A 24,126-nucleotide genomic window follows, 5' to 3' on the forward strand; every position below is an offset into this window, starting at 1 on the left:
TTGTAGTATATACCAATTTTTCCATAATGTCAAGTAATGTCCAATTTTTCAAACAAAAATACAGCCTTTCGGCTGTACTCTTTATAACAATTCATTCAAGGGTTTGAAAATAATACGTTCCAAATCAGCTACATAAGCTGCCAAATGCTGCTGTTTTGTAAAGTATTCAACCAAAATTGGATTGGCTTGAACTTTCTTATTGAAATCCAACATGGTTTTTTGATCTTCTTCTGTAGGAATATCACCCGCTTGTAATTTTTCCTGAATACCTTTTTGGAAAGCGATATAGCTCTCCAAAATTTCTTTGGCTTCAGGATTGCCTTCAACGGAAACTTTGACTGCCTCTACCGCCTTATATTCAGGCAGGTTACGGATAGCACGTTCCAATTCATTTGCAATATCATAGATATTTGTTGACATAAACTTTCTCCTTTAATCATGGTTAATTTGGTAGTTGGTCTGGATTCGCAATCGCTGCGAAGCCTCCTCCAAATTCTCTCTTGTTTTAAACGTAATTTGTAATATACCGTGTATATCTTCACGGTTCTCTTCATTGATACGGATATTGACAATGGAAATTCCACGTAGAACCTCCAAAACCTTCAAAATCGTATCTTCCTCATCAGGAACGCTAAGGAATAAATCATAAAAGGAATCCACACCGGCCCGCTTATGAATTTCCATAACCTTGCGAGTCTGACGTCCTTTTTCAAAGAATTCCCAAATAGCTTCTTTATCTCCAGACCTCAAGACAGTTGACACTTGACTTAATCTCTTTTGAAACTCCTCAATCCTATCCAAAATCGCTTCTGGATTGGTCATGAGAATGCTGGTCCACATCCCCGGCTCACTCTCAGCGATACGGGTCATATCCCGAAAACCACCCGCAGCAAAATTGTTGGTGAATGGATGATCACTTGCATAATCACCAGCCTGGTTCATAAGGCTAGATGCCAAGACATGCGGAAAATGGGAAATCTGGCTTGTTACCTTATCATGCTCTACCGCATCAATCTGGACAAAGCGGGCACCTGTTCCAGACAGTAAATCTGTCAATCTAGGAACAGCATCTACCTTGGTAGCCTGACAGGGGGTCATGATAAAATAGGCATTTTCAAACAAGTGTAAATCTGCAGCGGCAGCCCCTGACTTGTGACTACCCGCCATGGGATGTCCACCAAGGAAATTGATTTGTTTGGGAAGCAAAAATTTCTCAGCAGCATCTACAATAGCCGACTTGGTCGAACCCGTATCCGTAATCAAGACCGCCTCTTTCAGCTTCATGTGACTTAAGGCTTCTATCAAGTCAAGTGACACTTGAATGGGAACACAGAGTAATATCACATCTGCTTGACCAGCTAGTTCAGCTAGATTATCCGATAGCTCATCAACCATCTGTCTTTCCATTGCTATACTTGCTGATGCTTGATTGGGTTCATAACCTAAGATATGATAATCTGGGTGTTGTTTGCGGATACAGAGGGCTAGAGAGCTTCCGATCAGTCCTAGACCGACTATCAAAATAGTTTTTTTCATTGTCGACCTAGAAATTTCTAACATAATCACGGTGACTTGCTACTGCAGCCTTTAATTCTTCCATGTTATCAGAAGAGAATTTCTCTAAGATTTCTGTTGCAATGGTTGTAGCAACTACAGATTCCATAACCACACCAGCTGCTGGAAGAGCCGTTGGGTCAGAACGCTCCACAGTCGCCTTATAAGGCTCATGCGTGTCAATATCAACGGACATCAAAGGCTTATAGAGGGTTGGAATTGGTTTCATAACACCACGGATCACCAAGGGCTCACCATTTGTCATGCCACCTTCAAAACCGCCGAGATTGTTGGTTCTGCGTGTGTAGCCCTCTTGTTTAGACCACATAATTTCATCCATGACCTGACTACCTTTTAGGTAGCCTGCTTGGAAACCAACCCCGAACTCTGCTCCTTTAAAAGCATTGATAGAAACAACTGCCTGAGCCAGTTTAGCATCCAATTTCTTATCCCATTGAACATAGGAACCCAGACCAACAGGTACACCGCCAACAATGGTTTCGACAACACCACCAATGGTATCCCCATCACGCTTGATTTGGTCAATATAAGCCTTGATTTCCTCTTCACGCTCTTGGTTAACGATGGAAACTTCCGACTTGGCTGCACGTTCTTTAATTTCTGCAACAGTTAAGCCATCTGGAACATCAATTTCCTTACCACCGAAAACGACAACGTGGTTAGCTATTTCAATATCAAGCTCAGCCAAAATTCGCTTGGCAACAGCACCTACTGCCACACGCATGGTTGTTTCACGCGCACTGGAACGCTCCAAGGAATTTCGCAAATCATCAAAACGGTACTTTATTCCACCAACCAAGTCCGCATGACCTGGACGAGGATGTCTGATACGACGCTTGCTCTTGAGCTTGTCCTCAATATCTTCTACAGCCATAATATCCAACCACTTTTGGTGGTCTTTATTAGTGACATTAAGGGTAATTGGGGCCCCCGTGGTCTTACCATGACGAACACCGGCTGTAATCTCTACACGGTCTGTTTCAATCTGCATCCGGCTGCCGCGACCGTAACCACCTTGGCGACGTTTCAAGTCCGCATTGATATCTTCTGCAGTCAAAGGAAGACCAGCTGGAACTCCCTCGATGATGGCTGTTAAGCGTGGTCCATGGGACTCACCAGCTGTTAAATAACGCATATTTAATTCTCCAAAATTTCCAAAAACTTACGTGTATTGGCCAAAGACATCTGTCCTGGAGCCGATACTTCATCCAAACTTGCAAAGGTCCAACAAGAACCAGTAATTACCCCTGCAATCCGTGTGATTTTTCCTAGCTCACCCATGGCAATGGTCGCAAAGGTCTGTTCAGCATTTAAGGTCTTGAAGCCACGAGTATAGTTCATAACATCCAAGACATCCTGCTCACTCTTTGCCAAGACCGCCATTTTAACTACTGCTGGCGAAAGGCTGGTCAATTCAGACATGATTTCCAAATAGTTAGCAGGTGTTTCATCAAAATTATGATAACTCAAAACAAGATTTGGAAACTCCAACATCTGTTCAAAAACTGACTGGTAGGAATAATATTCAAAATCAATGTAGTCTGGCTGATAGAGGGCAGCCACTTCCTTAATCAAGTCCACATATTCCTGATCTGCCAAATCCAAATAGCCACCCTCACGGGTCGTTCGAACTGTAAAAATCACTTCCTTGCCATTGCATTTTTCAAAAATGGCAGGAGCTACTCTTAGAATATCCTCTTTTGGAAGGTAATCCGCTCTCCACTCAATGAGATCTGCTTCTGCTAATCTCCCCACATCAAGAGCCTCTACTTCTTCCAAATTTCTAGGCATAATAGGTACTACTATTCTCATTTTTCTACCCTTATCGTAAAGACCTTGAGGTAATTACTACTTTCATCATTTTTATTGATTGTAAAATCGGCTGGTAGGCGATAGGCTGCCAAATAGCCATGTTTTTGAGAACCAAACCCTTTCTCAATCTGCTGACGGAATTTCTCAACCGTAACATTGGCTGCATTGGTTGATGCAATGATTAGCCCATTTGGATTTAAAATCTCTAAGGACTGAGAAATTAGTTTGTGGTAATCCTTGGCTACCGAAAATGTCTGCTTTTTATTACGGGCAAAGCTGGGTGGGTCCAAGACAATGACATCATAAGTCAATCCCTTGCGCTTAGCATACTTGAAATATTCAAAGACATCCATGACCACAAAGTGATGATGATCTAATTCTATACCATTAACCTTAAAATGAGCTTTCGAAAGTTCACGCGATCGCTTGGCTAAGTCAACCGAAGTTGTTTCTATTGCTCCTCCCATAGCTGCAGCAACGGAGAAGGCTGCCGTATAAGAAAACATATTGAGCAGGGTTTTACCTGTCGCCAGACCATCCACCAGTGAACCGCGTACCTCATGTTGATCGAGGAAAATACCTGTCATCAAGCCGTCATTCATGAAAACTTGATAAGCAACACCATTCTCTAAGACGGTGAAATTTTCTGGTGCCTCTTGTCCGTAAAGAAAGGCTGACTCATAATCCACCCCTTTAAAGCGGATTTTCTCATAAGCCCCCTTCACCTCTGGAAACACCTCTTGAAAGGCAGAAACGATCTTTTCTTTGATAGAATAAACAAAGGTATTATACCACGAAAAGACGGCAAATTCATCATATAAATCAACCGTCAAACCACCAAAATCATCCCCATCTTGATTGAATAAGCGAAAGGCATTGGTCAAGTCTGACTGATAAAAATGATGTCGCTTTTGTCGTGCCTTATTAAATAGGTTCACAAAGTAGCTTTCTGTCAATTCTTCTTTGGAGTGACTGTATAACCAGCCAATCCCCTTGTTCTGCGGAGAAAGATAAGCCTTCCCTAAATGTTTGCCTGTTTCAGAAATTAGGTCAAAAAGCTTATCTTCTGTCACAGAAAATCCTGAAAAATCAGCACTATCTAGGAGTTGAATGCCCTTGTTGATCTTCTGCTCTGCAATTCGATTTACCCTTATTTTCATAAATTTATTATAACACGATTCTGCATATATGCCAAAAAAACTCCAAACTTTGAGGCTTATTTTAAAATTATGGTATAATGAACTGAGATTTAAAACCTGTATTCACAAGTGAAGTGATTATATAGAAGTGATCCTTTTTCGCTAATCAAGGCTGTTTTTTGAAAGAATACTGACTGTATGTTGAAAAAACTAAGGCTGACTAGCTGAAAAACTAGCCTTAGATGGAAGTGCTGAACTATGAATACAGGTTCTTAGAAAGGACCTTGAGGTTTATTTGTGAAAAAAATAATTGACCATGTCAAAGAGTATTCCAAAACTCGTTTTGGCTTCGTCCTCATCCTTCTAGTGATGTATTGGCTCAAAACTCTCTGGGCCTACTATGTTGATTTTAGCTTAGATTTACAAGGGATATTCCAGCATGTCATTGCCATTATCAACCCCTTGCCAATCGGCTTACTCTTAATAGGGCTAGCTCTCTATGCCAAACAGACAAAGCTGTTTTATGGACTAGCCAGTGGAATGTATTTCCTTCTCTTTGCCTGGCTATTTTCAAACGCTGTTTACTACCGAGAATTTTCAGACTATATTTCCATCTCAACCATGATGGCAACTTCTAGTGTTTCTGCTGGTCTTGGTGAGGCAGCTATTAAACTCTTCAGACCGTGGGATCTGGTCTATTTTTTGGACTTTATCGCTTTTGGTATCCTCCTCTATCGGAAAAATGTCAGTTGGGATAAACAGCCTTTCTATCCAAAGGCTAGCTTTGCTATTACAGCATTCTCTGCCCTGCTTTTCTCCATCAATCTATTTTTGGCCGAAGTTGATCGACCTGAATTGTTGACACGGGGGTTTTCAAACACCTATATCGTCAGAGCACTGGGCCTACCAGCCTTTCTAGGCTACAATGCCAACCAAGCCTATACTGCCCATAAGGATCGCTCGGGAGCCAATCCAAGTGACCTTGAACCTATTAAACAGTATGTTGAGGAACACTATGCCCAGCCCAACGATAGCTATTTCGGTATCGCCAAGGGGCGCAACGTCATCTATCTCCATCTTGAAAGTCTGCAACAATTTGTCATTGATTACAAGCTAAAGGTTAATGGAGCAGAATACGAGGTAACTCCCTTCCTCAATTCCCTCTATCATTCCAACTCTACTCTAGCTTTCTCTAATTTCTTCAATCAAGTAAAGGCAGGTAAAACATCCGATGCTGAAACCATGATTGAAACTTCCTTATTTGGATTAAACCAAGGTTCCTTTATGGTCCAGTATGGTGGAAGCAATACCCAGCAAGCAGCCCCTTATATCCTATCCCAAAACGGCGGCTATACATCTGCTGTCTTCCACGGAAATTCAGCTAGTTTTTGGAATAGAAATAACACCTACAAACAGTGGGGATATAACTATTTCTTTGACCAGTCCTACTTCTCTGAAGCCACTGAAGAAAACTCATTCCAATATGGTTTAAATGATAAAATCATGTTTGCGGATTCTATCAAATATTTAGAACGGATGCAGCAACCATTTTATGCCAAATTCATCACCGTATCCAACCACTATCCTTATACCACCAGCTTGATTGGCGATGAGAAAGGATTTCCCCTGGCTGATACGGATGATGAAACTATTAACGGCTATTTTGCAACTGCCAATTATTTGGATACTTCCATCAAGTCCTTCTTTGACTATTTGAAGGCAACTGGTCTCTACGAACATTCCGTTATTGTCCTCTACGGCGACCACTATGGCATCTCTAATTCGCGAAATCCAGATTTGGCTCCGCTCTTGAATAAGGACCCGCAAACGTGGACAGAATTTGATAATGCCATGCTCCAACGAGTTCCCTATATGATTGTCATCCCAGGCATGACCAACGGTGGAATCTTCCATACATTTGGAGGGGAGATTGACGCCCTACCAACACTGGAACACCTACTTGGTATAAAGGCAAATCAATTCTTACAAGTCGGGCAGGATTTATTGTCACCTCAAAACAAACAAATCGTGGCTCTCCGTACAGAAGGAAGCTTCATTACACCCAAATACACCAGCTACGCAGGAAAGATTTACTATACCGAAACAGGTATCGAAATTACCAATCCAGATGAAATAACCCAGAAAGAAATTGATGCCATCAAGGAAGCAGTCTCTGCCCAACTTGCTGCTAGTGATGCCATTCAAACTGGGGACCTCATTCGTTTCTTTGATAACGGCCTGCCTGCTTTAGATGCTAGCCAATACAACTACATTGATTCATTGGCTGCTGAGATTGCACTAGAAAACGAGCTTGGGGCTAAATCAACCAGCCTCTACAGCCAGAATGGAAACCAATCCACTGTTGACCTCTTCAAAGCACCAAGTTACCTAGAATTGAACGGCAGTTCCACAAGCAGTACAGCCAGTTCGGGTGCAGAAAGCAGTACGTCAACCAGTACTTCTTCCCAATAATCAAAAATATGCTGAACGAGACCTCCACCAAGGATATCTCGTCCAGCATATTTTTCTATAGCAATCCTTCTAATAGCCCACGCATGAACTCTTCAGATTTAAATTCTCCGATGTCAACGATGAACTAATTCAACTAATCAACCGGCATATATTTTGCGAGGTATTCTTCCACAAGCATCATATACTCTTTATAGACAGCATCGTCATTCTGTAAACCGTGGCCTGAATGCTCAGCGGTAAGAAACTGGTAATCAACACCATTTTCTTTCAAAGCTTTTTCTAATCGCACTGCTGCTTTATAAGGTTGCACCTTATCATGCTTGCCATAGATGACTACGCTTGGTACGGTTTCTTCCGTCACCCAGTGGACTGCTGAGATTTCATTGACAATCTCCTTGTAACTACCGTCCATAATCATCTCCTCTGTTACTTCTTGACCTGACGTGGCACTGACAAGCCCCGCAGCCGCCTCATGATTGGTATCTGCTCCATAAATGCCCCAATCTTCCATGTAAAAGCTAGAAGGGCCAACGCCACCGAAGGTCAAAACCACAGGAACAGGAGCTTCTTTGGCATCTCGATAAGCGTAAATCATAGCTAGAGCATGACCAGCTGAACCACCTGAAATAGCCATTTTGTCAATTGTATAGCCTTCATTTTTAGCCGCCTCAATCACATGAGGAATGCTGTCTTTGATTTCCTGAGCCTGAGAAGTAACACTTGCTCCATTCTCATCTGTCCGCAAGGTATAGTTGATGCCAGCTGCTACATAGCCCTTAGAAGCAAGCCATTGCAACATCTGCTGGTCGTCTTTTTTATCACCACTTGTAAATCCTCCTGCATGGAGATAGACAACCAGTCCATAAGATTTTTTACTAGTATCAGCAGGCAGATAGAGGTCAAACTTCTGTGCTTCTTCCTCTCCGTAGGACAAATCAGTCACCATTCTCCCCACCTGGTCAGACCATTCCACCGAATATTCTTTAGCCCAAGCAGGTTTCAAAAAGTGTTTTGAAGCCACACCAATAAGGACAGCTAAGACAAATACTAGAATACCTAAGCCCACAAATTTTCTCCTTCTCATAGGAAATTGCCTCCCCAAAGTGTTCCACCTAAGAGTAGGTTAAGAAAAATACGGACCAACAAGCGACCAATTAAAAATCCAACAACTGCGATAATCCCTAAGATAAGCCAACGTTTGATTGTCATTTTTACTCCTTGACATTTCAATTTATTTCATTTAAGATGTAACAAGTGTAACATTTAATTATTTCTTATGCAATAACAATGCAGCCATATGTAACAAATCAAAGGAGTTTGTATCATGTCAGCTAGTCACTATATTCAAGAAGCTTTACTGCAACTCATTCAACATAAGGAGTATGAAAAAATCACCATAACTGACATTGCAAAACGGGCTGGGGTAACCCGAATTAGCTTCTATCGAAATTTTGAAAGCAAGGATGCTATATTGGAGCTAGCCTTGAAATCTGCATTCCAAGCCTATCAAACAGAGCATGGAACCGACCTATCCTTCCCAACACTGTTTGCCTTTTTTCAGCTGAATAAACACTTGATTGACTGTCTTTTCAAAAGTGGGAAGGAAATTTTAATTGCACAACTCTTAACGGACAAGCAAAGCCTTTCTACATTACCGACTGAAGTTGCCTATTCCTATGCCTTTGTCGGCTATTCCATTCTAGGAGCCTGCACTGCTTGGTACCAACGGGGCATGGTGGACACTGCAGAAGAAATTACAAAGATTATGGACCAACAAAAAAGTAGCTAACTATCACAGTTAACTACTTTTTTCATTCTATACCAATCCTTCCAAGAGTCCACGCATGAACTCTTCGGATTTGAATTCTCCGATGTCATCGATTTTCTCACCGAAACCAATCAGCTTGACTGGAATATCTAGTTCCTGACGGATGGCAAGGACAACACCACCTTTTGCTGTACCGTCTAGCTTGGTCAAGACCAGGCCTGTCAATGGGGTAATTTTCGCAAATTCCTTGGCTTGACTAAGGGCGTTTTGACCTGTGGAGGCGTCCAGTGCTAAGAGGGTTTCATGCGGTGCATCAGGCAGAGTTCGTTTGATGATGCGACCGATTTTTTCCAGCTCTGCCATGAGGTTTTCTTTATTTTGCAAACGACCTGCTGTGTCAATCATGAGAATATCCACGCCTTCTGCCACGGCACGTTTTACCCCATCAAAGACCACGCTAGCTGGGTCTGACTTTTCTGGACCTGTGACCACTGGCACATCGACACGGCGCCCCCACTCGACCAGCTGGGCTACCGCACCCGCACGGAAGGTATCCGCCGCAACCAGCATGACCTTCTTGCCAGCCCGCTTGTATTTATAGGCCAACTTACCGATAGACGTCGTCTTCCCAACGCCGTTGACACCGACAAAGAGCATGACGGTCAAATCCTCTTGGAAATTGATCTGCTCGCTGAACTGGCCGTCTTTTTCGTAAATATCCACCAATTTTTCGATGATAACCCGACGGAGTTCATCTGTCTTCTTGGCATTTTGTAGCTTGGCTTCATAGCGGAGCTCCTCTGTCAGAGTAGAAGCAACTTGCACACCTACGTCTGACAAAATCAGCATTTCTTCCAACTCTTCGAAAAATTCTTCATCAACCGAACGGAAATTGGCAAAGAATTCATTGAGCCTTGCCCCAAAGCCTGTACGGGTCTTTTTCAAGGTCCGCTGGTACTTATCCTGCTCGCTCTCCTGCTCTACTGGAACAACTTCCTCAACAGGCTCTTCCTTGACCTTGGTTTGAATAGCAGGGTCAAAACCTTGTTCCTGCGCTTCCTTCACACGGGCCGCAGCGGCTTCTTTGGCCGCATAATACTGGGCCATCATGTCTAAGGTCCGTTGTTTATGAGCTTCTTGCTCGGCCGTCAAGTCAGACTCTGCTACATCAGACTGGAACAGTTCCTTTTCTTGACTAGCTGACTCAACTTCAATAGGTGCAGTATCTTCGCTAGAAGCCGACTGCTCTACTTCAATTTCTTCAACAACTTCTTCTCTAGGCTCTTCCTGAGCCGTTTGCCCAAATAATCGATCAAATAATCCCATACTAGTCCTCGTTCAATACATAGTGGTCCACTGCCCAGGCAATGCCATCTTCATCATTGGTCTTAGGCAAGACTACCTTGGCTGCCGCTTTAATTTCATCAGTCGCATTGGCCATGGCAACACCCAGGCCAGCCCATTCAATCATGGAAAGGTCATTGCCCTCATCGCCACAAGCCATAACTTCTGACTGGTTAATTCCAAGATAACCAATCAACTTGGCCAAGCCATTGGCCTTATGGACACCCTTAGGACTCCACTCGAGCAAGATATCACGCGATTTGAAAATCTCAAAACGCTCATGCAGTTCCGCAGGAATTTTTGGAATTTGTTCATCCAAAAAATCTGCTGCCACAGCTGATACTGCCTTGTTATAGATGACATCCTCTGGCAACTCCTCATCTGTCACTATAATTTTATTTAAGAGAGGATTGGCTGTTAGATAGAGGGACTCATGGGCTGCCGGTAGAGAATAGACATCCCCACCATAGACTGCATCCAGTGGCAAATCTAGCTCATTGGTCACCTGACGAATGGTGCGCACTTCCTCAATGGTAAAGCCAACCTTATCCAAAATCCGACCTGTATTTTCCTGAACCAGACCACCATTAAAGGTAATGGAGTACTGCCCCTCACCCAGCAAATCCAATTCCTCTAAGAAGGTGCCAATTGCTTGCAAGGGACGACCTGTCGTCAGAACTACATAAACTCCACGCTCACGCGCTGCCTGCAAGGCATTCTTATTTGCCTCTGAAATCCGTTTATCTGATGTCAGAAGCGTTCCATCTAAATCTAATGCAATCAACTTAATTGCCATTTACTAATTCCTCCATGTAGGCCAATACGGCCTCTTCGTTACAATGTCCAATCACCAAATCCGCTTGCGACTTGACCTCATCAATCGCATTTGCTGTTGCAACAGAAAATGCTGCCAGTTTCATCATTTCAAGGTCGTTTTGGTTGTCCCCAAAGGCAATCAAATCCTTTCCAGACAAGCCAAGGTGCTTACATAAATGAGAAAGACCAATTCCCTTATGCACACCTGATAAGATAATATCAATCGATGTAAAACCAGTAGTCACTGCCGTCAGTTGTTGAAAATGGTGGTTTATCCAGTCCTGTGCTTCAGCGCGAATTGCCTCATCGATATAAAGATTTAATTTAATGATGTCCTCAGAAATATCCTCAAAGCTCGGAAGCAAGACAATATCTTGGTAATAGTCAGATAGGACTTGATATAGCTCATCTTCCACCCTATCCAGCATATAGCAGGCCTTCAAACCAGATAGGGTAATATGTTGGGATTGAACATAGCCACTCTTAACCAGTTCATCCACTAAAGATAAATAGGTTTTTGGCTGAATGGGGTCATCCATATAAATCGTTTGATTTCTATAAAGAACGACCGCCCCATTTTCTGCAACCAGGGCAATATCATCTAAGAAATCCTCGAACAAAAGCTTTAAACCGGGCAGAGAGCGACCACTTGCCGCTACAAACAGATAGCCTTTGGTTTTAAATTGCTCAAGTAGGCGGCGGAAACGCTCCTTGTCAAAATGATGGTCCTCTCGTAGAAAGGTTCCATCCATGTCCGTAGCAATTATTTTATGATACATCATACCTCTTCCCCTCATTTCTTCCATTATACCATAGTTCCATCGAATTTCGAATCTTGTCTTACAATCTCTCATATGAAAATATTCCTTTGTTTAAGTTAAAAACCAGCGGTTCCCCACTGGTGTAATGTTAGGCTATGACTAAATCACTTACTCAGAAATCTTTGACCGACAGAGTTAGCAGTCTAAAAGACTCAGCAAGTGAAAATAAGTTTTAGTCCATAACCAAGTTTACGCACTGATTCGGTGCTTTTTATCTCTTTTGTTATTATATCAACCTTTAAACCGTTTTCTATACATATGTTTGTACTATCCATTCCTCATCTGTGCTTTTTTCATCATTCCATGTTAAACTTATAGGTAAGATTTAAGAACCTGTATTCACAGTTCCGTACTTACATCTAAGGATAGTTTATCAGCTACTCAGCCTTAGTTTTTTGCAAAATACAGTCAGTATTCTCTCAAAAAACTGCAACGATTAGTGACAAACAATCTCTTATATAAAAGCACTTTACTTGTTCTAGTTAGAAAGCACATTATTATGATTACCAAAGAATTCGACACTATTACCGCTATTTCCACCCCTCTCGGTGAGGGGGCCATTGGGATTGTCCGCCTGTCTGGGACGAATGCATTTGCCATTGCCAGCAAGGTTTTCAAGGGCAAGGACTTAGCAACGGTTCCCAGCCACAGCCTCAACTACGGCCACATTATCGATCCTGCGACGGGGCAAGTGCTGGACGAGGTTATGGTTGGAGCCATGCGTTCTCCAAAGACCTTCACCCGCGAAGATGTCATTGAGATTAACACCCACGGAGGCATCGCCGTTACCAACGAAATCCTCCAACTCCTAATTCGCCAAGGGGCTCGAATGGCTGAACCGGGCGAGTTTACCAAGCGGGCCTTCCTCAACGGTCGTGTGGATTTGACACAAGCTGAAGCCGTCATGGATGTCATCCGTGCCAAGACCGACAAGGCCATGCACAATGCCGTCCGCCAGCTTGACGGCTCCCTCTCCCAGCTCATCAACGACACCCGCCAGGAGATTCTCAACACACTGGCACAGGTCGAGGTCAACATCGACTACCCTGAGTACGACGACGTCGAGGAGGCGACGACAGAGCTGGTCCGTGAAAAGACCCTCCAGTTCCAAGCCCTGTTGGAAAATCTCCTCCGTACAGCCCGCCGTGGAAAAATCCTGCGTGAAGGCATCGCAACCGCTATTATCGGTCGTCCAAATGTGGGAAAATCCAGCCTGCTCAATAATCTTCTCCGCGAGGAAAAAGCCATCGTTACAGACATCGCTGGAACAACCCGCGACGTTATCGAAGAATACGTCAACATCAAAGGCGTCCCCCTCAAGCTGATTGACACCGCAGGTATCCGTGAAACAGACGACATCGTTGAAAAAATCGGTGTGGAACGGTCTAAAAAAGCCCTTGAGGAGGCCGACCTCATCCTGCTAGTCCTCAACGCATCCGAGCCACTGACCGAGCAAGATCGCAATCTCCTAGCCATTTCAGATTTGGCCAACCGTATCGTCCTGCTTAACAAGACCGACCTGGAAGAGCAGATTGAAGCAGACCAACTGCCTGAGGATATCATCCGCATTTCCGTCTTGAAAAACCAGAACATCGACCAAATCGAAGAAAAAATCAACCAGCTCTTCTTTGAAAATGCTGGTCTGGTCGAGCAAGATGCCACCTACCTCTCCAACTCCCGCCACATTTCCCTGATTGAGCAAGCCGTCCAAAGCCTACAAGCTGTCAACGACGGTCTGGAAATGGGCATGCCAGTCGACTTGTTACAGGTTGACCTGACACGCTGTTGGCAGATTTTAGGAGAAATCACAGGCGATGCTGCTCCAGATGAACTCATTACCCAACTCTTTAGCCAATTCTGTCTTGGAAAATAATATCCACTATCATGTAAGGAAACTTGCATGATATTTTTATTATATTAACACATAAATAATTGATTGTGTTTGCCATTTAGGATATACTAAAATAGAGAGGAGGTCTTTCTATGAAAAAACTGATACTTTCTATCTTCCTTCTATCCTGTCTGGTTTTTCCATTTCTCAGCTGGAAACTCTATGTCTACCAGCATAATAAAATAAGCTTAGATGAGAATGCTGATTTTTACTTGATTTATCCTGGAAAGGTCGAAGCCTTTCAGCTAAATGGTCAAGAACCTCAACTGCTTCATACCCAGAAAATGAATTCAGAAGGCTATTTTGGCTCTGGTAAAAATTATATCCTTGAAGATCGGTATTTAGTCTTTGCAAATGACCAACAAAAATTCATTAACGATAATCTGATATCCATTGATTTCAATACTGGCACTGTCTTGCGCAAGCCAAGTAAGTATAGTAGCTATATCAGCGGTACAGATGGACAAGACTTTTATACAGCAGGTCCTTATCACCACTTGGTCCAATTCGATAAGCAATTTGAAAACATTCAAACTCTTGTACTAAACGATGACTTCATTCCAAATGCTCCAGTCATGGCAGACCAGACTTCAGTCTATTTAACTGGATTTGTGAAAGATTTTTCTCAAAATGGAACAGAAGAAAATGTCCTAGTGGTGTTTGATAAGAAAGATTTTTCAAAACAAGAAGTTTTCGAATACGACAATACATTAGCAACAGGCGATGGACTCTTGGTCAATGGAGTCATCTATCTACCTAGTTTGGGAAAGAAAACAAGTTCCTATGAAGGTATCCAACAATCTTCTGAACTCCTGACCTTCGATACAAAAACAAAAACATTTTCGTCAGTAACGTTAGAACATCCCTCACCAAGCACCCTCCATGCTCTCAAGGATGAAAACCTTCTCCTCATTGAACATCAAAATGGCATGTTTAGCCCAATTTCTTTCACCATTTATCATACGCAGACTGGTGAGGAAAGCTACCATACCTTGAAGGACTTAAATCCTCGCCCTCACTACATTGACCACATTCGCCAAATTGACGATCAATATTTGATGATGATTTTGGCAAATCAACTTTTGATTTACAATATGAAGACTCAGAAAATTGTCAGCCAGACCACCTTGTCTGAAGACTATGTCTCAGCTGTCTGGATCAATCCATAAAAAGGCTAAAAAAAGAAAATAGCATAGTGAACTTTATAAGGAAAGTTGAAACTATGCTATTTTTAACTGTTCAAATTTTAGTCTCATACTCAATGAAAATCAAAAACAGACTTGGCGACGCAGATGCATATGAACTGAAGTTCATCAAATCAAGTTAACAACGTCTGATTTTGATTTTCGAAGAGTATTAAACCTCATTCATTATCTACAAAATATGTCTCAGCATCTGCTACTGCTTCCTTGACAAAGCTGTCATAAAAGGCAAGGTTAGGAATGCCATATTTGTTTAACAAGCTATCGACATAACTACTTCCTTCTGCATCTTTAACACTTCCTTTTTTCTCTTTGCCATCATACTGATGGGTGAAATTTCCTTGTAAGTCAATGAGGAGAGCACCATCATTTGCAAAAGAAATAGAGTAGCCACTTTCTGCAAAATACTGTCCAACCTGCCCCTTAGCTTCGCTTGCTTTCTCCTCACCCTCATATTTATCCGTCGCTAGGGTGTAATCCCCACTCTCGACAAAATAGATCACCATGCAGCCGCTTGGATAAGAGAGGCTATAGTGTTCTCCAAGGGGCGAAGCTGGGGTATGGAGAAACGCCGTCCCATCTTCAAAAGTAATGCTTGTACCTCCGCCTTCTGCTACTTCCTTAGAGACTACTTTCTGACTATGTTGGGAGGTAAATTTCTGTGCTTCTTCCTCATTGATTGTTTGCACTTGCTGACTCGAGTCAGTGCTGGTTTGTCCTTCCTTATACTTTACAGCACAGGCTGATAGGCATGCCAATAAGAGTAAAGAAGCACTTATTATAGTTACTCGACTCCGTTTCATCACAAGACCTCCTTGTAAACCTTTTCTTTTATTATATCATTATTTACACAAGTTGTCTATAAATTATAGGTGGATACAAGACTTGTTTTCTCTGATTTTCCACTTTGTCGTAAAACTGGTCAAATGCTTGGTAAATCGGTGTCAGGTCTTGCTTGATCTGGGCAAAGCCAATGGCAGAGCGGGGCAGGCGGATTTGGGGATAGAAGTCTAATGCTGTCTTGGTCAGTAGATTTTCTCCATGTCCATAAGCCTCTGCTTGCAGGGCAAGCCATTTGGGGGATTTGTAATAAAGCTGTTGAGCAATGTAGCGAGGCAAATCCTCATCCATTGGACAAGTCATGCTAGATAGGGTTTGCTTGGCAAATGGTAATCGTAATATATCCAGTAAGTTTCCCTGACCAAAGGGAAAGGCCTTGGTCAGACAATGCACCTTGCCCCGCAAGTCTTCATGAATGAGGTAACGAAGTCTTAACTCATTCTTCTCATCATCCAATTCCCAGAGGTGAAAGCCCATATTCATACTAAAGGAGAGAAACTGCTTGTGCAATTTGGTCAACCTATCCTTGAGCCACAAATCCTTGCCTAACAACCATAGAACCTGGTAACCAGCTTCATGATAAGCCTGTGTCCGTTCCTGCAAACGAGAAATCGGCAGACTGGAACATTGGACCTCTAAGGCGAGTCGCTTATTCACCAATAAATCTGCTAGTTGGTTAATCTCTGGTAGGTATTTTTCCAACTCAACCGGCTCCTTTTCTACCAGCCAACTGTAAAGCTCTGATTTGAGGGAGAGGTGCTGGGCAGATTCATTCTCCGTAAAAAACGGGCAGTCTTTCCGACTAACATGGGCAAAGTGTGGTCGTAGGATTTTACCAGAACGGTAGCGGACTGGACTAGAACACTGGGGACAATAAAAGTCTTCATCTCTCAAAGCCTGAAGTTCTAGGAGATTAAACAAGTGATTGGTTTTATTTTTTACGATAAACATATTTCCTCCTCATCCTATGTATTCGTAAAAGCAGTCAAGATGCTCATTCTATTTCAGTAGAAATCATTTCTACACATCATAATATATCATTTGTTTTCCTTATATTTTTTTGTTATAGTAGATACAAGAACAAATGGAGGCGCTTACTTATGACAAGGTTATCTTGTTTACTATTTGGAACTCCGACTATCTTAGTCAATCAAGCGGAAATCACACCATCCTATGCAAAAATCAGTGCCCTGATTTATTATCTTATGTTAAAAGGTGAAGCCAGTCGTGAAGAGGTAGCTACACTCTTGTGGGGGGATAAAAATTCCGAGAAGGCTAGAAAAAACTTACGGAATACTATTTATCAGACCAACAGAGAGCTAGGATGTGAAGCTATTGTCAGTCCCAGCAGGTCCATGCTTGCTATCAATCCCCATATTGCTATTGCCTGTGATGTGCAGCTATTCTTGTCAGACCCTGTTCACCAGCTCCATCTCTTCAAGGGAGAGTTTCTGGAAAATTTTTATATCAAGAATTGCCAAGAGTTTGACTTTTGGATAGAAAAAATCAAGTCCCAACTGGAAAAGACCTATCTGACAGCTTGTCAGCAGTTGCTGGAAAAACAAGAGCGCTTGTCTGACCTAGAGGGAGCTGAGCACCTCATCCTTCGGATGATTAGCATGGATGAGTTCAATGAAGAGCATTATCTTAGCTTGATGAAACTCTATTTGGAGGAAGGACAGACACGAAAGATTATTGAAACCTATCATCGCTTGGCACAACTATTGGATAAGGAGCTCGGAATCGGACCTGGTGAATCGATAAAAAACCTCTATTATCAAGTCGTCAGGGATTATGCAGAGAAAAAAGACTCCCAGCTAGCTCCCAAAACCGACTACTTTTTTGGAAGAATTGAAGAAATTCATGCTATCGAACATTTCCTAGCCGCTGTCTTAGAAACTGGTAGTCGTGCCTTTTTCCTCCATGGTGAAGTTGGCTCAGGAAAACGAAGCCTGGTCCGTCAAGTTTTGGCTAACCAGGACCAACGGTTTTCTATCATTCATATCAACTGTTTACCAGAGGACCTCTACAAGCCATACTCCATTTGGCGAAAGATAAGTCATAACTATCAATGGATTTTCCAAGAGACATTGGATACAAGACTGCCTTTGGAAGAAACAAGGAACCGTGAAGACTTGATTGATGGTTTGGAAAAGACCTGTCAGAAACGAGCTCTACTGTTCTTGATTGAGGATGCTCATTGGATGGATAAAGAGAGTTTACAAGTAGTGCTGGACTGTATTCATGCTCTTAGCCGTGCTCCTCTAGCATTTCTATTCACCAGAAACTTACGGCAAAATAAGGAAATGGATTATCTTGAGCATTACCTGTATAACCATCAGCTTGCAGAAAACCTTTATTTGAAAAATTTATCCCTCGCTGACAGTCAGGACTTTTTAAAAGAACTGAGCCAGCAGGATGCTCTTTCTAATTTAGAGCAGATTTACCATTTTAGTCAAGGCAATCTCTTTCTCCTTGACCAATACGCCCAGCAAATCAGGGAGGGATGTGAATTCCATCCTCTAACGGCAGCTATTCGGTCAAAAATGGCTTTGCAGGTCCATGCCCTTGATACAAAAGAAGAGGAGTTACTCAACTACCTTTCGACCTGTAGTGCTGGAAGTGATGTTAGTCTATTGGCTAATTTAATGGGGCTAAGCCATCATGAAATGGCTGTATTGGTTGATCAGCTAACCAGCAAATCCCTTATCCTGCAAAAAGAGGTTGATGATCGACTGGAAGTACAATTTCGTCAAGCTGTCTTAGGAGAATTTCTCTACGATCAGTTACCTCTATCAAAAAGAAGGATTTTGCATGAACAAATTGCCTTTCATCTCATCCAAAAATTACAACTTCAACCTAACAACAGCCTCTTATTGCTAAAGATTGCAAGGCATTTTACTGCTGCCAAGCAACCTCTGATGGCTCTGGAATATCGTTTACAACACTTAAATCTGGCAATCAAGTCACACTACGATCTTTTTCCTTTGGGCTCTAGTAAGGACCAACTAAGTGGGGGCAAGGAAGAAGAGAATGTGCTCTGGATCCAGGAACAGTTGGCTGAAGTTCGGGAAAACATGGCCCATCTCGAAAAGCTTTATGGCGACCAACGTCAATTCCAGCTTCTTCAAGTTCGATTTGAATTTTATGAAGGTCGCTACTATATCCGAATCGGTAATTACCAGAAGGGGGTTAGCAGTATCCGTAAGGTGATTGCCAGAGCCCACGCCCTCCATGAACAAGAATACCTACTAAAAGGCTATCGACAGTTTATCCATTACTGCATCCAGATTGAAAACATTAGTGACCTGGGCTACTATGCTGAATTAGGTCTGGAAACTGCTATAGAGGCTAATGATCACCAAGCCATCGGAATGTTTCTACGCTTTAAGGGACTTTTTAATCTCATGTTAGGGGATGAGGAGAAGGCTAGTCGTCTTCTCTACGAAGCCATTGATTGCTTTAGTCTGACAGCTTCTATGCGGAAGAAATACGCCATTCAGATTGCTGCTGCCCTGGATTACTTGGCGGAGATGGCTCAGATTCGCAGAGATTTTCTGACTGCCATCCACCTGCAAAAAGACGCTATCGAATTGATGCAAGACCAGGCTCCACAGTCATCTACTCTTAGTTTTTATATCGGCTTGGGGACTTCCTACTATCATCTGCAAGATTTTGACCAGGCTCATTCCATCTTTCAGGCGTCTATTCAAGAAGTCAATCAACAGATTTATCCTTGGAAGGAAGTGCAACTCAAGCTCTATTTGGCACTACTAGGTTGTCAGAAACAAGACTACACAGGTGTTCATGACCTGCTAGATAGGAAAGAAGCTTTGATTTCTCGCTATTCTAATCCAAGAGATAAGGGCATGATTTATTACCTAATGGCAAAATTAAAGAATGAAATGAGGGACAATCCCCTACTAGAAGCTACATTTGCTCAAAAATTAGACGAGGACTTGAGCCACTACTACCACATCGCCAAACAATTCCTGAACCCTTATCGCGACCGTTTACTTCTGGAAGATTTGGAGAATTTCATGAAAGCAAACTAAATAAGCTCAACTACAAATACAACCAAAAAGGAAGGACCTATTCAGTGATGGTCCTTCCTTTTTTCTAGTTATCCTAGGAAAAGTCTTTATTTTCTGTCGTGTGTTTGAACCAAAATCCGTGTCAGATAGAAGATAAGCGTTGCTGCTAAGTTGGCCGTATGGTTGTCTATATCATGAGGTGGAGATGTTTCAACAATATCGATACCAACAATTTTATCGCTAGCAGCCAAATACTGTAAAAGTAGAACGGCTAGGTTTGGGTCAATCCCAAGAGACTGAATGGCGCTGACACCTGGTGCAGATCCCACTGAAAAACAATCCATATCAATGGTCAGATGGATAGCCTGCTGACGCTGAATAAACTCATCTAGGTAAGAGCAAATTTTTTCATAGCCCATTACATAGAGATTTTGCCCGGTTAAAAAGGAAATATCTGCTGATTTAGCAACAAAGTCAAAGAGAAAGAGATTGGTATTGTGTTCTTGAATTCCTAAGGCTAAGTAAGGAAATTCGTAACCCCTTGTCCTACAATCATCATAAATCTGCCGAAAACCAGTACCAGAATTTGGACCTGTTTGGTCATAAGGACGAAGGTCAAAATGAGCGTCGAAATTGATAACAGCAATCGGCTCTTCCTGCTCTAAGCCAGCCTGCAGGCCCTTGTAATGTCCATAGGCCGTTTCATGTCCTCCACCCAGGACAATCGGAAAAAGGTTCAAGTCCAGCATCCGCTGAACAGCTGCAGCCAGACTGTCCTGCAATTCTGCCAAGCTACAATTAGGCCCATCTATATCCCCTACATCATAAATCTTGACTTCTTTGCCCAGATGCCACGGTAGTTTAGCCAATTGGGTTCGGATACTGCTAGCCCCCTCTACTGCTCCAACACGTCCATGATTGATATAAACACCCTTGTCACTCTTGAAACCAATAATCCCAAAATGCTTGCCCTCTAAGCGTTCAAGTGTTTGGTCATTGAGATCGATAAATTCCATCACCATGCCCCATTTGGCAGTATAGAGATCATCGTCAACCCCTCTTTGATAGTAGGAATAGGTTGTTGGATAATAGTTACTTAGCATGTTTTCTCCTAGTTATCATCTTCATCATCAAACTCTGACAGAATAGGAGGTCTTGTTCCTTGATAAGACCTCCTATTTAGTATAGCTATCTTATTACTTCCTGTCAAATTCTGATCAGGCTGGCTTAGTCATATTGGATAGTCAGAGAAACTGCCTCTTCCACTGCAGCCAAGAATTCCGGACTTTCAATCACAAGCGAAGCTTTATTGAGCTCGTCGTAGATTTCAATGTCTTTGTCATTTTCGATGAAGTCAACCTGCTGTCTAAAGACTGTATAGGCTGGCTTGGTTCCCTTACCAAGTTGAGTACTGTTCCCTTTCAAATCCAGAGCTTGACAAGCAGCCATGATTTCTGTTGCAAGGACACGGCGAGCATTTTTCAGTATTTCCCCTGCCTTACGGGCTGCAATTGTTCCCATGCTGACAAAGTCTTCTTGGTTTTCACAAGATGGAATAGAATCCACACTGGCTGGATGAGAAAGAACCTTGTTCTCGGATACTAGGGCCGCACAGGCATATTGGGTAATCATAAAGCCTGAATTACAGCCAGGGTGTTTAACCAAGAAGGACGGCAATTTGCTGAGCTGACTATTGACCAAACGTTCGACACGGCGTTCAGACACATTTCCGATTTCTGCAATCGCGATACCCAACAAATCAAATGGCTGAGCCATCGGTTCTCCGTGGAAGTTACCACCTGAAATAACGTGGCCATTCTTACAAATGATTGGATTATCCGTTACAGAGTTGATTTCAATCTCTACTTTTTCCTTGACATAGGCAATCGAATCCTTGCTCGCACCATGAATTTGTGGGATACAGCGTAAGGTATACGGATCCTGCACGCGCTGAATGGTCGCCACTGTCGTGTTACCACTGTCTTCTAAGAGATGACGAATATTTCTTGCCGTCGCAAGTTGACCACTTTGAGGACGGATAAGATGCAATTCTTCTTCAAATGGACTGGTAATACCATTATGAACTTCCAGTGAAAGTGCTCCAGCAATATCTGATAGTTTCAAAAGCTGGATAGCATCGTAAGTCACTAGGGCACCGATAGCTGTCAAGACTGTTGTGCCGTTGATCAAGGCTAAGCCCTCTTTTGCTGCTAGGTGAATGATGTCAATACCTGCTTGCTCCATAGCTTCCTTGCCTGAAAGTAACTGTCCCTTGTAATAGGCCTTACCCAAACCTAACATTGGTAAAACCATATGAGAAAGCGGAGCAAGGTCACCTGATGCTCCTAATGAGCCTTTTTCAGGAATAAATGGATGAACCCCCTTGTTCAACATCTCCAACAATTTTTCAACGGTTTCAAGCCGAATACCTGAATACCCTTTGACCAGAGAATTGATCCGAATCAGCATAATAGCACGAACCACATCCTCTGGTAGAGGATCCCCAAAACCGCTAGAATGGGTACGAATCAAATTTTCTTGCAGTTGGATAGTGTCTTCTGTAGGGATACTCACATTACAGAGGGAACCAAAACCAGTGGTCACCCCATAGACAACCCGCTTTTCCCTGACAATATCATCCACAATCTGACGAGAAGCCAGCACATCCGCCTTAGCCTCTTCTGAAATCAAGCACTGTTGACCAGCTCTGGCAACGGCTACAACATCTTCTAAAGACAAACTTTTTCCATCTAATACAAGTGGTTTTGTCATAACTTTCATCCTTTCGTTTTTCAGGAGTGTTCCATTACACTTTCTTTCGTCCATGCATGAAGAAGTAAATCGCACTCGAAATCAGTAAACCAATGGCTCCATATACAAAGTTCATTGGATTGTCACCCCAAATCATAATCAAACTGATGACTACAGCAATAGTTGGAATAACTGGACCAAATGGCAGACGGAAAACTACCTGTGCATTCGGCTCATCTTTGCGTAATTTATTAACAGCCAGAGCTGTTGGGATGTATTGGAAGAAACGGAAGACAACACTGAGGGTAGCAAGAATTTCAAATGAACCTGATAATAATAATATAACAGCAATGACACAAGAAATAATAATGGCTACAACTGGCGCATCATTGCCATTTTTTCGAGCAATGGCAGCTGGCAAAAGTCCCTCTTCTGCAATGGCAGCACCGAACCGTGGCACCATGATGGATTCACCCATGTTAAGACCGGTGATGGAAATGAGAGCCCCAATAGATACCAACCAGTAGCCAGCAGGACCGATCATCTTAACAAGAGCATCTTGCACAGGAGCCTTTGTATCCATTATACCAGAACCTAGCATAGCAATGGTACCACCAATAATGAGCATATACAAAATTGAAACAATACTAATGGAACCTAATATAGCTCGAGGAACATTTTTTTCTGGATTTCGCATCTCACCAGCTACGATAGAGAGGGTTTCAAAACCGATAAAGCCATAGAAAATATAGATGGCGGTACCTGAAATCGCTCCGAGCAAGGTTTGTCCTTCAGATAATTGAACAAAAGGACTAAAGTTAGACAAACCTTTAGGGATAAAGATAAGAGCACAAAGAGAGAAGAGAATAATCGGAATTAACTTGGCAATGGTTGCTGTAATGGTAAAGACTTTGGAGGTTCTCAAACCAGCAATGTTCATCAAGGACAAGAGAATGACCAAGCCGATACTAAGTGGAATATTCATTCCCTCAAAGGCTGGGAAAGTAATGATGAACATCTTAGCAAAACCTGCTGCCATAGCCGCCCAGGCAAACATGGTCACCATCCAGCCTAAGATGCCGACATTAAAACCAATAAAGTCACCAAAAGCACGTTTAGAATATTGAAAGGCACCGCCGTTTTTTCCAAAGTACCCTGCTACCTCAGCAAAACAGACCGCCAACATGATGGTCAAGATAGCCGTTCCTAGCATAACAGCGATGGAAGCTGGACCTAGGTCCCGATAAATATTTTGCGGCAAGAGAAAGATACCAGACCCAATAACAGCGTTAATACCGTATAAGGTCGCTCCTGTCAGAGAGAATTTAGCACTCTCCTGCGTCGATAACTGTGTCTGTTTGTTTTCCATGATATGATCTCCTAAATCTTCTTCTAGATCATGTTCCTACCTAGGTCAGTAGACCTAAGTTTAGCAATCAGTGCCTTAGGCTTTGGGCAAGCTTGACAAGCAGTTAGATGAAGGGATCGGGGAGGCAACTCTTTGGTCTCTACAACCAGCAATTCCTTTGCGGCTAGATGACCACTTCCCCACCCTTCTATATGGAAATCCAAATCGACTAAGGCATAAATATAGTCTTTTAGTTTACTTTTAGTACTAGGCAACGAGCCGCAGGCATAACTAGAGTTAGGCAAGGCGAGTT

General features: G+C 42.6%; 20 protein-coding genes. 5 read left to right on the forward strand and 15 right to left on the reverse strand.

The genetic code is table 11. The features are described from left to right. Window positions 1-81 precede the first annotated feature (81 nt). Genes C1G57_RS06595 through C1G57_RS06615 form a run of 5 tightly spaced genes read right to left on the reverse strand, consistent with a single transcriptional unit; the run spans window position 82 to window position 4,547 of the window. Window positions 82-420 carry a YlbF/YmcA family competence regulator gene (locus C1G57_RS06595; RefSeq protein WP_105114245.1) on the reverse strand — a complete coding sequence of 113 codons (339 nt, stop codon included), beginning with the start codon at window positions 418-420 and terminating at the stop codon, window positions 82-84. Window positions 421-432: 12 nt separating this feature from the next. Next, on the reverse strand, window positions 433-1,536 hold the full coding sequence (locus C1G57_RS06600) for a prephenate dehydrogenase (RefSeq protein WP_105114270.1): 1,104 nt from the start codon (window positions 1,534-1,536) through the stop codon (window positions 433-435). Between the two features lie 7 nt (window positions 1,537-1,543). Further along, window positions 1,544-2,710, reverse strand: a complete 1,167-nt coding sequence (aroC, locus tag C1G57_RS06605; RefSeq protein ID WP_105114246.1) for a chorismate synthase — start codon at window positions 2,708-2,710, stop codon at window positions 1,544-1,546. Window positions 2,711-2,712: 2 nt separating this feature from the next. Beyond that, on the reverse strand, window positions 2,713-3,387 hold the full coding sequence (gene aroD, locus C1G57_RS06610) for a type I 3-dehydroquinate dehydratase (RefSeq protein ID WP_105114247.1): 675 nt from the start codon (window positions 3,385-3,387) through the stop codon (window positions 2,713-2,715). Beyond that, the gene (locus C1G57_RS06615; protein WP_105114248.1) at window positions 3,384-4,547 is read right to left on the reverse strand and encodes a class I SAM-dependent rRNA methyltransferase; all 1,164 of its coding nucleotides are present in this window, start codon (window positions 4,545-4,547) and stop codon (window positions 3,384-3,386) included. Before C1G57_RS06615 ends, aroD begins: the two co-directional genes overlap by 4 nt. A gap of 276 nt (window positions 4,548-4,823) precedes the next feature. Between C1G57_RS06615 and C1G57_RS06620 the strand changes: the two genes are divergently transcribed. Next, window positions 4,824-6,998, forward strand: a complete 2,175-nt coding sequence (locus tag C1G57_RS06620) for an LTA synthase family protein (protein WP_105114249.1) — start codon at window positions 4,824-4,826, stop codon at window positions 6,996-6,998. A gap of 133 nt (window positions 6,999-7,131) precedes the next feature. On the opposite strand, the gene C1G57_RS06625 is transcribed toward C1G57_RS06620, so the two are convergent. Next, window positions 7,132-8,082, reverse strand: a complete 951-nt coding sequence (locus tag C1G57_RS06625) for an alpha/beta hydrolase (protein WP_105114250.1) — start codon at window positions 8,080-8,082, stop codon at window positions 7,132-7,134. Further along, window positions 8,079-8,207: a hypothetical protein gene (locus tag C1G57_RS11500; protein WP_257211351.1), complete on the reverse strand. Its 129-nt coding sequence runs from the start codon at window positions 8,205-8,207 to the stop codon at window positions 8,079-8,081. Before C1G57_RS11500 ends, C1G57_RS06625 begins: the two co-directional genes overlap by 4 nt. 115 nt (window positions 8,208-8,322) lie before the next feature. On the opposite strand from C1G57_RS11500, the gene C1G57_RS06630 reads away from it, so the two are divergent. Next, window positions 8,323-8,787, forward strand: a complete 465-nt coding sequence (locus C1G57_RS06630; protein ID WP_105114251.1) for a TetR/AcrR family transcriptional regulator — start codon at window positions 8,323-8,325, stop codon at window positions 8,785-8,787. A 27-nt stretch (window positions 8,788-8,814) separates the two neighbouring features. On the opposite strand, the gene ftsY is transcribed toward C1G57_RS06630, so the two are convergent. Genes ftsY through C1G57_RS06645 form a run of 3 tightly spaced genes read right to left on the reverse strand, consistent with a single transcriptional unit; the run spans window position 8,815 to window position 11,708 of the window. Further along, window positions 8,815-10,092: a signal recognition particle-docking protein FtsY gene (gene ftsY / locus C1G57_RS06635; protein ID WP_105114252.1), complete on the reverse strand. Its 1,278-nt coding sequence runs from the start codon at window positions 10,090-10,092 to the stop codon at window positions 8,815-8,817. 1 nt (window position 10,093) lies between these two features. Then, window positions 10,094-10,906 (reverse strand): Cof-type HAD-IIB family hydrolase, encoded by an 813-nt coding sequence (locus tag C1G57_RS06640; RefSeq protein ID WP_105114253.1) that lies wholly within the window; start codon window positions 10,904-10,906, stop codon window positions 10,094-10,096. Further along, entirely contained in the window at window positions 10,896-11,708 is an 813-nt protein-coding gene (locus C1G57_RS06645; RefSeq protein WP_238595277.1) for a Cof-type HAD-IIB family hydrolase, read from the reverse strand. Before C1G57_RS06645 ends, C1G57_RS06640 begins: the two co-directional genes overlap by 11 nt. 538 nt (window positions 11,709-12,246) lie before the next feature. Between C1G57_RS06645 and mnmE the strand changes: the two genes are divergently transcribed. Continuing rightward, a complete protein-coding gene (gene mnmE / locus C1G57_RS06650; RefSeq protein WP_105114255.1) occupies window positions 12,247-13,620 on the forward strand; it encodes a tRNA uridine-5-carboxymethylaminomethyl(34) synthesis GTPase MnmE in 1,374 nt (457 codons plus the stop codon). A gap of 110 nt (window positions 13,621-13,730) precedes the next feature. Next, window positions 13,731-14,807 carry a hypothetical protein gene (locus C1G57_RS06655; RefSeq protein WP_105114256.1) on the forward strand — a complete coding sequence of 359 codons (1,077 nt, stop codon included), beginning with the start codon at window positions 13,731-13,733 and terminating at the stop codon, window positions 14,805-14,807. 194 nt (window positions 14,808-15,001) lie between these two features. On the opposite strand, the gene C1G57_RS06660 is transcribed toward C1G57_RS06655, so the two are convergent. Beyond that, window positions 15,002-15,646, reverse strand: a complete 645-nt coding sequence (locus C1G57_RS06660) for a hypothetical protein (protein WP_153045614.1) — start codon at window positions 15,644-15,646, stop codon at window positions 15,002-15,004. A 40-nt stretch (window positions 15,647-15,686) separates the two neighbouring features. Beyond that, window positions 15,687-16,631 carry a competence protein CoiA gene (locus tag C1G57_RS06665; RefSeq protein ID WP_105114258.1) on the reverse strand — a complete coding sequence of 315 codons (945 nt, stop codon included), beginning with the start codon at window positions 16,629-16,631 and terminating at the stop codon, window positions 15,687-15,689. Between the two features lie 149 nt (window positions 16,632-16,780). Here C1G57_RS06665 and C1G57_RS06670 point away from each other — a divergent pair, with 149 nt between their 5' ends. Next, window positions 16,781-19,735, forward strand: a complete 2,955-nt coding sequence (locus C1G57_RS06670; protein WP_105114259.1) for an AAA family ATPase — start codon at window positions 16,781-16,783, stop codon at window positions 19,733-19,735. Window positions 19,736-19,821: 86 nt separating this feature from the next. Here C1G57_RS06670 and hutG read toward each other — a convergent pair whose 3' ends face one another. From hutG to C1G57_RS06685, 3 genes are all read right to left on the reverse strand, one after another. After that, entirely contained in the window at window positions 19,822-20,817 is a 996-nt protein-coding gene (gene hutG, locus C1G57_RS06675; protein WP_105114260.1) for a formimidoylglutamase, read from the reverse strand. 124 nt (window positions 20,818-20,941) lie between these two features. After that, complete coding sequence (gene hutH, locus C1G57_RS06680; protein ID WP_161941121.1) at window positions 20,942-22,486, reverse strand: histidine ammonia-lyase; 1,545 nt, start codon at window positions 22,484-22,486, stop codon at window positions 20,942-20,944. A 34-nt stretch (window positions 22,487-22,520) separates the two neighbouring features. After that, the gene (locus C1G57_RS06685; protein WP_105114262.1) at window positions 22,521-23,834 is read right to left on the reverse strand and encodes an APC family permease; all 1,314 of its coding nucleotides are present in this window, start codon (window positions 23,832-23,834) and stop codon (window positions 22,521-22,523) included. Window positions 23,835-24,126 lie beyond the last annotated feature (292 nt).

It is taken from the genome of Streptococcus suis (assembly GCF_002960425.1).
Lineage (GTDB): Bacteria > Bacillota > Bacilli > Lactobacillales > Streptococcaceae > Streptococcus > Streptococcus suis_S.